This window comes from Sphingomonas sp. CCH10-B3 (assembly GCF_001556185.1).
GTDB lineage: Bacteria > Pseudomonadota > Alphaproteobacteria > Sphingomonadales > Sphingomonadaceae > Sphingomonas > Sphingomonas aquatica.
Genome location: NZ_LSIJ01000055.1, coordinates 1 through 8,502 on the forward strand (window position 1 = coordinate 1; position 8,502 = coordinate 8,502).

Below are 8,502 nucleotides of genomic sequence, written 5' to 3' on the forward strand. Positions count from 1 at the left end.
TCGGAACGGTCGGGATGCTTAGCGTACGTTTTCGAACATTCTCTCACCGGCCCCCATCCTTGCTCTGACCGGGCTCAAATCGAATTTACGGGGACAACGGGCTTGCGATAGCCCTGATCGCTTTCAGCCCGCTTCCGAACCGCGCGATCTGTTCGCGATGCGCTTCCAATTCGCCATATGGCAGGTAGGAGATGTCGAGGTCCGTAACCCTGCTGAAGGCCGGTCGGGCGATCTGCGCGCGCACGTCCTTTTCGCGGTTGCCGGGAGCGACCAGGAACAGTCCCGCTGCAGCGTGGAACTCGCTGCCGCTCAGCGCCAGATCGAGCATCCGGACAATCCCCGAATAGATCGAGGTCGAGTGCTCGACCTCGAAGGCGGCGGCAACCTGAGCGTTATCCCGTTCAAGCCAGAGCACGTCGATCAATCGGATTGCGTCCGCACCTGGCGCAGTGGCGATTTCATCGGGCAACAAGTCCAGGCAGCCCTTGCCGAGCGGCGCGCCCTCGAACAGGCGGCCCCGGTCATTGGCAGCGATCCAAACGCGATATCCGAGCGCCATGCCGATGTCGCGAAGCCACGCCTGCATTTCGCTGTGGGTCCGTTCGCTCTCGCCCTGGGCGAGTCGCGTCTTGTCGAGCCGGGCCGCTTCCTCGCGGACCACGTCGAGCCTTCGGCTCCAGTCGTCGGCTTCTTCCCCGCCCAAAGGCGGGGCGGGGTAACGGCCGGAGCCGATGTCGAACAGCAGTCCTCCGATTGCCCCGAGGTCGTTCGACAGGAGGTCGCGATATTGGTCGTTGAGATCGAGTATTCCGCTCCGCATCGCCAGGAACTGTTCCCAGCTGCCCAGCTTTACCTTTGCGCCCGTCAGCGCGTTGTAGCCGCTGACGATCGCGGTGTTGAACGGCGCGATCAGCGTTGGATGCAGGAAATAGAGCAGATTGGCGACCGCCGGACCGAGCCCCTTGATCTTGAGTGCGTCGATTTCACGAATTTGGGAAATGACATCCTCGGCCTCGTCGCAGCAGACGCAATTATGGAGCAAGCGGCCGAAGGCGCGCTGATTGGCCGGACTTTCGTAAATGTCGGGAATGCGCAGCTTGGGCTTCCAGAGGAACGCATGGTCGGCACCTTTGAAGATTTGGCGTTGCTCGGCGATGGAATGGACAACCGTTTCGAGCGACGAGCCGCGATAGGCAACGCCGAACGACCCATTGTCGATCTCGGCCACGACCTGCTGGATGCCGCGCCGGATGGAGCGGAAATTCTTGATCCGTTCGTCCCACAGGAACCAGCTTTGATAGGTCGCACCCGGGTCTTCGCGCCAGCTTTCGATAAGCTTGCGCACAAGCGCGGGTCGGTCAGAGGCGCTCATGCTATAGCCATCAGCTGGCGGGCTGCTTGGGTTTGCGCGAGGAGCTGTGCGTCGAGATGATCCGCCATGCTTGCCCATCCCATTTGAGCACGCTGGTGGCAACGCCAAGACGCTCGATTGCTTCGTCCGATTTGAGGACAATTCGATAGGTATAGGTCTCGGTTGCGACCGCAATGGGTCCTTCGAGCCTGATATCGACTTCGTAGTCGCCGAACGCAAAAGATTTGAACTCCTTGAGTTCGGGCCCGAGGTGATGGTCGCGATAGGCGCCGAAATTGCCTTCGACCTTGCCCGATTCAACCACCACAGCGTCAGGCGCAAACAGCTGGTCGGTGCCAGTAATATCGAGCCGCTCAACCGCAGACTTGTAAGCAGACAAAACCGCTGCGACGCCTTCCTGGCCGTTTTGCTGGGCAACGGCAGAGGTGCCGACAGAAATGCTGGCAATCAGCAAGAGCGCGTTGCCAGCTAGTGAAGTTCTACGCATTGTCTCTCTCCCCTGTTCAGTTTTGGATTGGCGGGTCTCAAGGCTTTCCGCCCGGATGATTGTGTCCGTGCGAGCCATGAAAGAAGTGCATGAGCGGGCAGAGCAACAGGATCGCGTATGGCAATAGCCCGAGCGCGTGTGCCCAATGTTCGCGCAGCAGGTAAAACAGCGCGATCGCGGCGAAAGATGCCGCTGCGAGAATGGCGGGACGGGTGAAACGCATCGGCTAGATCTCCACGTGCTTGAGGCGGAGGGCATTGCCGATGACGCTGACCGAGGACAGCGCCATGGCCGCAGCTGCGATGATCGGCGACAGCAGCAGTCCGAACAGCGGGTAAAGCGCCCCCGCCGCAACGGGAATCCCCGCGACATTGTAGGCGAAGGCGAAGAACAGGTTTTGACGGATATTCGCCATGGTCGCATGGCTCAGGTGCCGGGCGCGGACAATCCCGGTCAGGTCGCCCTTGAGCAGGGTGACGCCCGCGCTTTCGATTGCGACGTCGGTTCCCGAGCCCATCGCGATGCCGACATCGGCGGCGGCAAGCGCAGGGGCGTCGTTCACCCCGTCGCCGGCCATCGCGACGATCTTGCCCTGGTCGCGCAGCCGCTTGACGATGGCGCTCTTCTGGTCCGGCAGCACGTCGGCTTCGACTTCGGCGATACCGAGCCGCCGCGCAATCGCCTCGGCCGTAACGCGGTTGTCGCCGGTCAGCATGATGACATGGATGCCCGCTTCGCCGAGTGCCTTGAGCGCAGCGGGGGTCGTCTCCTTGACCGGATCGGCGATGCCGATCGCCCCTGCGGCCTTGCCGTCGATGGCGAGGAAGATCGCGGTTGCGCCCTCGCTGCGCATCCGGTCGGCGCGCTCCGCGAGCGCACCGGTCGCAATGCCGCTTTCGCCCATGAATCGGGCATTTCCGGCGACGAGAATGCGGCCATCGACAGTGCCGGTGATGCCCTTGCCGACTGGCTGATCGACACTGCTCGGCTCGCTGATTGCAAAACCTCTAGCTTCTGCTTCCCGCACGATCGCGAGCGCCAGGGGATGTTCGCTACTGCGCTCGAGGCTGGCGGCGAGACGCAGCACTTCGTCTGCGTCGAACCCCTCGGCGGTTTCGATGGCGACTACGGCGGGCTTGCCTTCGGTCAGCGTGCCGGTCTTGTCGACGACAAGAGTATCGACCTTTTCCATCCGTTCGAGGGCTTCCGCGTTCTTGATGAGAATGCCAGCCTGTGCGCCGCGACCGACGCCCACCATGATCGACATCGGTGTGGCAAGCCCGAGTGCGCAGGGGCAGGCGATGATCAGCACCGCGACCGCTGCGATTAGCCCGTAGCCCATCGCCGGGGACGGGCCGATCAGCGACCAGACGATGAACGCGATCGCGGCAATCGCGATCACGACAGGAACGAACCAGCCCGACACCGTATCGGCAAGCCGCTGGATCGGCGCACGGCTGCGCTGGGCGTCGGCTACCATCTGGACGATGCGGGCCAGCATGGTGTCGCGGCCGATCTTCTCGGCGCGCATGACCAGCCCGCCGGTCTGGTTGATCGTCCCGCCGATCAGTTTGGCGGCGGCCTCCTTGGTCACCGGCATGGACTCGCCGGTCACCATCGATTCATCGACCGTGCCGCGGCCTTCCAGCACCACCCCATCGACCGGCACTTTCTCTCCGGGACGCACACGCAGCGTGTCGCCGACCAGAACTTGGTCGAGCGACACTTCCTCGTCGCTGCCATCGGAGCGTACCCGCCGTGCCAGCTTGGGCGAAAGATCGAGGAGCGCACGGATCGCCCCGCTGGTCGTTTCGCGGGCGCGCAGTTCGAGTAGCTGCCCGAGCAAAACCAGAACGGTGATCACCGCCGCCGCCTCGAAATAGACCGCGACCGATCCATCCTCGGCACGGAACGCGGCAGGGAACACGCCGGGGGCAAGCGTGGCCGTCATGCTGTAGGCCCAGGCGACGCCGGTTCCCATCGCGATCAGCGTGAACATGTTGAGATGGCGACTCTTGAGCGACGCCCAGCCACGCTCGAAGAACGGCCAACCAGACCACAGGACCACCGGCGTCGCCAACACCATCTGGACCAAATTGGCGATCCCGCCATCGAGCATGTGGCGCAGTCCGGTCAGATGCCCGCCCATTTCAAGCGCGAAGACCGGCAGCGAGAGCACGAGGCCGATGACGAAGCGCCGCTTCATGTCCGCATATTCTGGGGAAGGGCCGTCGTTTTGCGTGGGGGTCATCGGCTCCAGCGCCATGCCGCAGATCGGGCAGCTTCCGGGACCCGGTTGTTGGACCTCCGGATGCATCGGGCAGGTCCAGATCGCGCCTTCGGGTGCTTCGTGCTGCAGCTGCGGTGCTGTTCCACCCGATTGGTGGATAAACCGCTGGGGGTCGGCGATGAATTTCGTCCGGCAACCCTGGCTGCAAAAATAGAAGGTTTCAGCCTCGTGCGTAGCTGTCGGTGTCGAATCCTCAGGTTCGACAGTCATGCCGCAGACCGGATCGTGAAGCCTCGACGATTCGGTAGTGTGGTGGCGGGAGGCCATGTGTTTGCTCCATGGTTATCCTCCCGCCTCCGGCCCGCAGGCTGGGCGACCCGACGGGCATGCCGAACGGGAAGGAACGGCTAGCTGCTAATCTTGGATACGCGGATCGAACCGTCATCCCTCAAGCTGGCATCGCTTTTCTGGCCACCCGCGGCCCCGAAGTCTTTTTCACCGCACAGGATCGAGATAGATCCAGTCACAGTCTTCACGTGTTGGAGTTCGCGCACCTTCGCGAAGCCCGCCTCGCGCAATAAAGGGATGAGCACGCCGTCGGCATTGGGCTGGGTGTCCGCAATCCCATCGAGCTGCTGGATCGTTGCCCTGAACAGTCTGCGCATGAGCCAAGAGCGCTGCTCGCCATAGTCCGCGATGAAGAGGCGGCCTCCTGGCTGGAGTATGGCATGCACTTCGCGCAGCAGTCGCAGTTTCTCGTCGAGCGGAACCTGATGAAGCACCAGGCACAGCGTCGCCAGACTGGGCACCGGCCAGTCCGCTACCGCCTCTGCCGAGAAGAACGATTGCCTGAATTGGGCATCGATACCGGCTCGTCGCGCTTTTTTGCGGGCGATGTCCAAGGCATGAGGGTCGGGATCGATGCCGAAATAGCGAGTGGCCGGATTCTTGCGTGACACCAGCAGGGCAAGGCTGCCGGTTCCGGCACCGATGTCGAGCAACAGGTCGTGGTCTTCAGGAGCCAAGAATTCGACCAAAGCCTCGCGCCAGACTGCCTCGCGGGTCGATAGCCGGACACCGGCATCGTAAAGCGGCGTCAAAAAGTGATAGCCAGCGGCGGGCGTGTAGGAGCCGCTCCCGGTCATCGGCGTACCCCGCTGCGCTGCGGTGCGGGATCAGTCGCTGCTAATTCCGCAGTGAATGGCTCGACAAGCTGTGCTAGATAGGTCTCGGGATAGTCGGAGCGACCGGCAATACCGAGCGAGCTAGCGCGAATCTGGGCGCTCGATCGGAATTGAGCCGTCCCAAGCATCACATCCCAGATCGTCAGGAACAGACCGAAATTGACATCGCCCTCGGTCTCGGACGCGAGGTGATGGTGGCGATGCACCGGCGCGATCGCCCAGAGCAATGCCAGGGGCCCGACCCGCATGTCGACATTCGAATGTTGCAGCTGTAACTGGATGGCGACCGCGAACGATCCGACAATCGCGACGTCCTGCGGAATTCCCAGTAGCAGCCACGGCAATGTCCCGACGGAAATCTCGATCAGCTGGTGGATCGGGTGTTTAAGCAAGCAGTTGAATCCGTACATTCGGCGCACCGAATGGTGGACCGCATGGAAGCGCCACAGCAGGGGGATCCTGTGACTGGCGTAATGGGTCAGGCTGATCCCGGCATCAAGCAAGATGATCGCCAGCGCTAGCTCGGCCCAGAACGGCAGCAAGGAAGGCCAGAGCGAGGACCAGGGGACGAGGCTGGCAAAGAAGGGAAGCAAGAGCACCAGCACGAGGATCGAGCCTTCGTTGACCAGCGCATGGGCGATGTCGCGGCGGGCGTGGCCATGGCTGCGATTCCAAACCGGCTCGAACGGCGCAACGCGCTCCGATACAAGCGAGGTGACAATCGCCAAAGCGAACAGCGCGATCAGCCAAATGGGCGATCCACCGGACGAAACCAGCACGGCCGCGGCCCCGACAAAGCCGAGAAAATAGACAGGTGCATAGAGAGTTCGGAAGAGAGACATTCGGGCGATCCCATACGGTTCGCTCGGTTCTCTGCGGCAAGCGCAGCGCCGGGTCTTGAACGAATCGCTGGTTCGAACCTTAGCGGACGATCGAAATGTCGAGCTGGGCGAGCCCGAGCGATGGCGTAACCCCGAACCATTCGACCAGCCGCCGGTTGAAATGCGCCTGGTCGGCAAAGCCCCCTGCGGCAGCCGCATCGGCGAGGCTGGCGGAGTGGCGGAGTGCGTCGATCGCATGTTGGAGCTGCAACCATTGCAACAATTTGACAGTCGGAAACCCGAAATCGCGGCTGACGACTTCACGAAGGCGTGCTCGCGAAAGCCCCATTGCTTGGGCCAATTCGGCGGCGCTCATCCCTGGTTCGATCCCTGCCAATGCCGATCGCAACCGGCTATCGATCAAACTCACGGGACTGGTTCCCAGGAAACGGGCAATCCACTCTTTGGCTTCGGTCCCGGATCGCACGGCCCGCAGCGCCGCAGTCTGCGTGGGAGGGAGGCGGAATGGCTCGGGCCGTCCGAACAGGTCGCACCGCCCGCCAAACCGCGGATCGACATAGATGGTTCGCACCGCTGATCCGGCGGGGCCGAGGCTATGCAAGGTCCCGGCCGGGATGGCTGCGGCCTCGCCCGCGGCTAGGTGCAAGGAAAGCGTTCCGCCGATTGCGCAGGGAGCATCGAGCGCAAGGCTGACCTGGTGCGCCAAGTGGCGATGCGGCCGGTTGTCGCCCGCACGGACGTCGAGCAATGCCCAGCCGACGCCAAGCACCATTGTCCCCGACCAGGGCGAGCCCCTTCCGCTCAAGGCACCATCGTGCTGGCGGGCGGCTCAAGCATGCCGAACCACGCCACAAGCGCCAGGATCGCTATCGCCGCCCCCGCTTCCAGCATCAGGCTCTTGCGAAGTGCCGCGACAGCGCTGGACGCATCCCCGTCGTTCAGCCCAAGTGCCAGATCTGGCGTCAGGCGCCAGCGGTTTCGCGCAGCGAGGAGCAGCATCCCGGCAACCAGAACCAGTTTCAGAAAAAGTGCCTGCCCGTATGTGGTGTCAAAAACGCGCAAGATATTCGAAAAGCCGATCAGAACCTGACCGTTGATCAGTCCGGTAACAGCGATTATTCCAACACAGATCGTGCCGACCCGTGAAAAATCTTCGAGAGCGCGATGCCCGACCACCAATTTGCGGCCCGAATGCTGATCGAGCGGGGACCGCAGGAGCAGCAGGAAGGCGGCGATCCCGCCGAGCCAGATCGCAGCGGCGAGCATATGCAGCATATCGCTCAGCTTGTGGATGAGACCCAAGCCGCCCTCGCTTGCTCCTGCATGACCTGTCCAGACGAGCGATGAAAGCGCCACTGCGCCCGCAAGCGCTATGGTGCCAAGCTGCTGCTCATCGGTCCAGCGCCGCGGGAAGGCAGCCATCAAAACAACCGCAAGCGCCGCCATCCGCACCAACCACGCGGTGCCGATCGGCGTTTCAAACAGGATGGATTGGCTGGTTTCCCAGTCGATATCGGTTAACGGCCCGCCCATCATGGCCGCGATCAGTGCAGCCAATCCCAGACCCGACAAGGTAATTGCCGTAACTGACCAGAAAGTGAGCGCCCACCACAGTGGAAGCACCTGCCCTTCCGGCCTTTCATCGTGCCGCAAGGCGTAGAGCGGAAAGGCGGCGAGCCCGACAAGCAGCATCAGGCTCAGATACAATCCGAGCCTGATGGCAATCATCCCAAAATCAGTGTCCACGCTCTATTTGACCGTGAAGCTGAATTCACTGCCCATACGATGCGTGTCAGCACCAGCGGCCGACCATATGACTTTGTAGGTGCCCGGGCTGAGTGCCTTCTTGGGCATGAGCATCATCGATTTGCCGTCCTTGCCCATCATCGATGTGAAAGCGATTTTCATTGGCGCGTGATCGGACATCCCGGGCATGCCGATCATCAGTAGCTCAACCTTAATCGTCGAAGCGATTACCCGCTCATTGAACTGCAGGTTTACCGACGTGACATTTGTGACGGTCGCGTTTGCGGCCGGCGCCGAACTGACCAATTTGGTATGGGCGAGAGCGGTATCGGAAAGGGCGGTCAGCGAGAGCACGGCCAACGAGAAGGCAACAAGGGTCTTGCGCATATTCGGTCTCCAAAAAAGTGGTGCCGGTCATGAATACGCATGTCGAGGTCGCACCCCTCAGGACGGAAATTGTTGAGGGGTTTTTCGCGCGAGCGCGTATGGCGCTGCAGAACAATTGTTGGATGAGGGTGTGATGGACGATTTCCTGAAACAGTTGCGGCACCCCCCGCCGGTGGGCCTGTTGGACGGCGTCGACGATTGTCCGTCGTCAGAACATTTGGCACAGGTCGCGGCGTAAATTAGCGGAGTGCGGG

The 8,502-nt window shown here is 62.1% G+C and carries 9 protein-coding genes; all 9 read right to left on the bottom strand.

Annotated features, from left to right (window positions below; genetic code table 11):
- Positions 1-85 precede the first annotated feature (85 nt).
- Positions 86-1,372, bottom strand: coding sequence for a type II restriction endonuclease (locus tag AX672_RS08700; protein ID WP_066044275.1), 1,287 nt, complete (start codon positions 1,370-1,372; stop codon positions 86-88).
- 10 nt (positions 1,373-1,382) lie between these two features.
- Entirely contained in the window at positions 1,383-1,826 is a 444-nt protein-coding gene (locus AX672_RS08705) for a YybH family protein (protein ID WP_230962369.1), read from the bottom strand.
- Between the two features lie 70 nt (positions 1,827-1,896).
- Complete coding sequence (locus AX672_RS08710; protein WP_039330774.1) at positions 1,897-2,082, bottom strand: DUF2933 domain-containing protein; 186 nt, start codon at positions 2,080-2,082, stop codon at positions 1,897-1,899.
- A 3-nt stretch (positions 2,083-2,085) separates the two neighbouring features.
- Positions 2,086-4,416, bottom strand: a complete 2,331-nt coding sequence (locus AX672_RS08715; protein ID WP_066044276.1) for a heavy metal translocating P-type ATPase — start codon at positions 4,414-4,416, stop codon at positions 2,086-2,088.
- A gap of 80 nt (positions 4,417-4,496) precedes the next feature.
- Positions 4,497-5,234 carry a class I SAM-dependent methyltransferase gene (locus AX672_RS08720; protein WP_067511735.1) on the bottom strand — a complete coding sequence of 246 codons (738 nt, stop codon included), beginning with the start codon at positions 5,232-5,234 and terminating at the stop codon, positions 4,497-4,499.
- Entirely contained in the window at positions 5,231-6,115 is an 885-nt protein-coding gene (locus AX672_RS08725; RefSeq protein WP_066650760.1) for a sterol desaturase family protein, read from the bottom strand. Before AX672_RS08725 ends, AX672_RS08720 begins: the two co-directional genes overlap by 4 nt.
- A gap of 79 nt (positions 6,116-6,194) precedes the next feature.
- The gene (locus tag AX672_RS18865) at positions 6,195-6,524 is read right to left on the bottom strand and encodes a helix-turn-helix domain-containing protein (protein ID WP_171007819.1); all 330 of its coding nucleotides are present in this window, start codon (positions 6,522-6,524) and stop codon (positions 6,195-6,197) included.
- Positions 6,525-6,916: 392 nt separating this feature from the next.
- Positions 6,917-7,861, bottom strand: coding sequence for a copper homeostasis membrane protein CopD (gene copD, locus AX672_RS08735; protein ID WP_155645736.1), 945 nt, complete (start codon positions 7,859-7,861; stop codon positions 6,917-6,919).
- Between the two features lie 3 nt (positions 7,862-7,864).
- Complete coding sequence (gene copC, locus AX672_RS08740; RefSeq protein WP_066044284.1) at positions 7,865-8,248, bottom strand: copper homeostasis periplasmic binding protein CopC; 384 nt, start codon at positions 8,246-8,248, stop codon at positions 7,865-7,867.
- Positions 8,249-8,502: the final 254 nt, after the last annotated feature.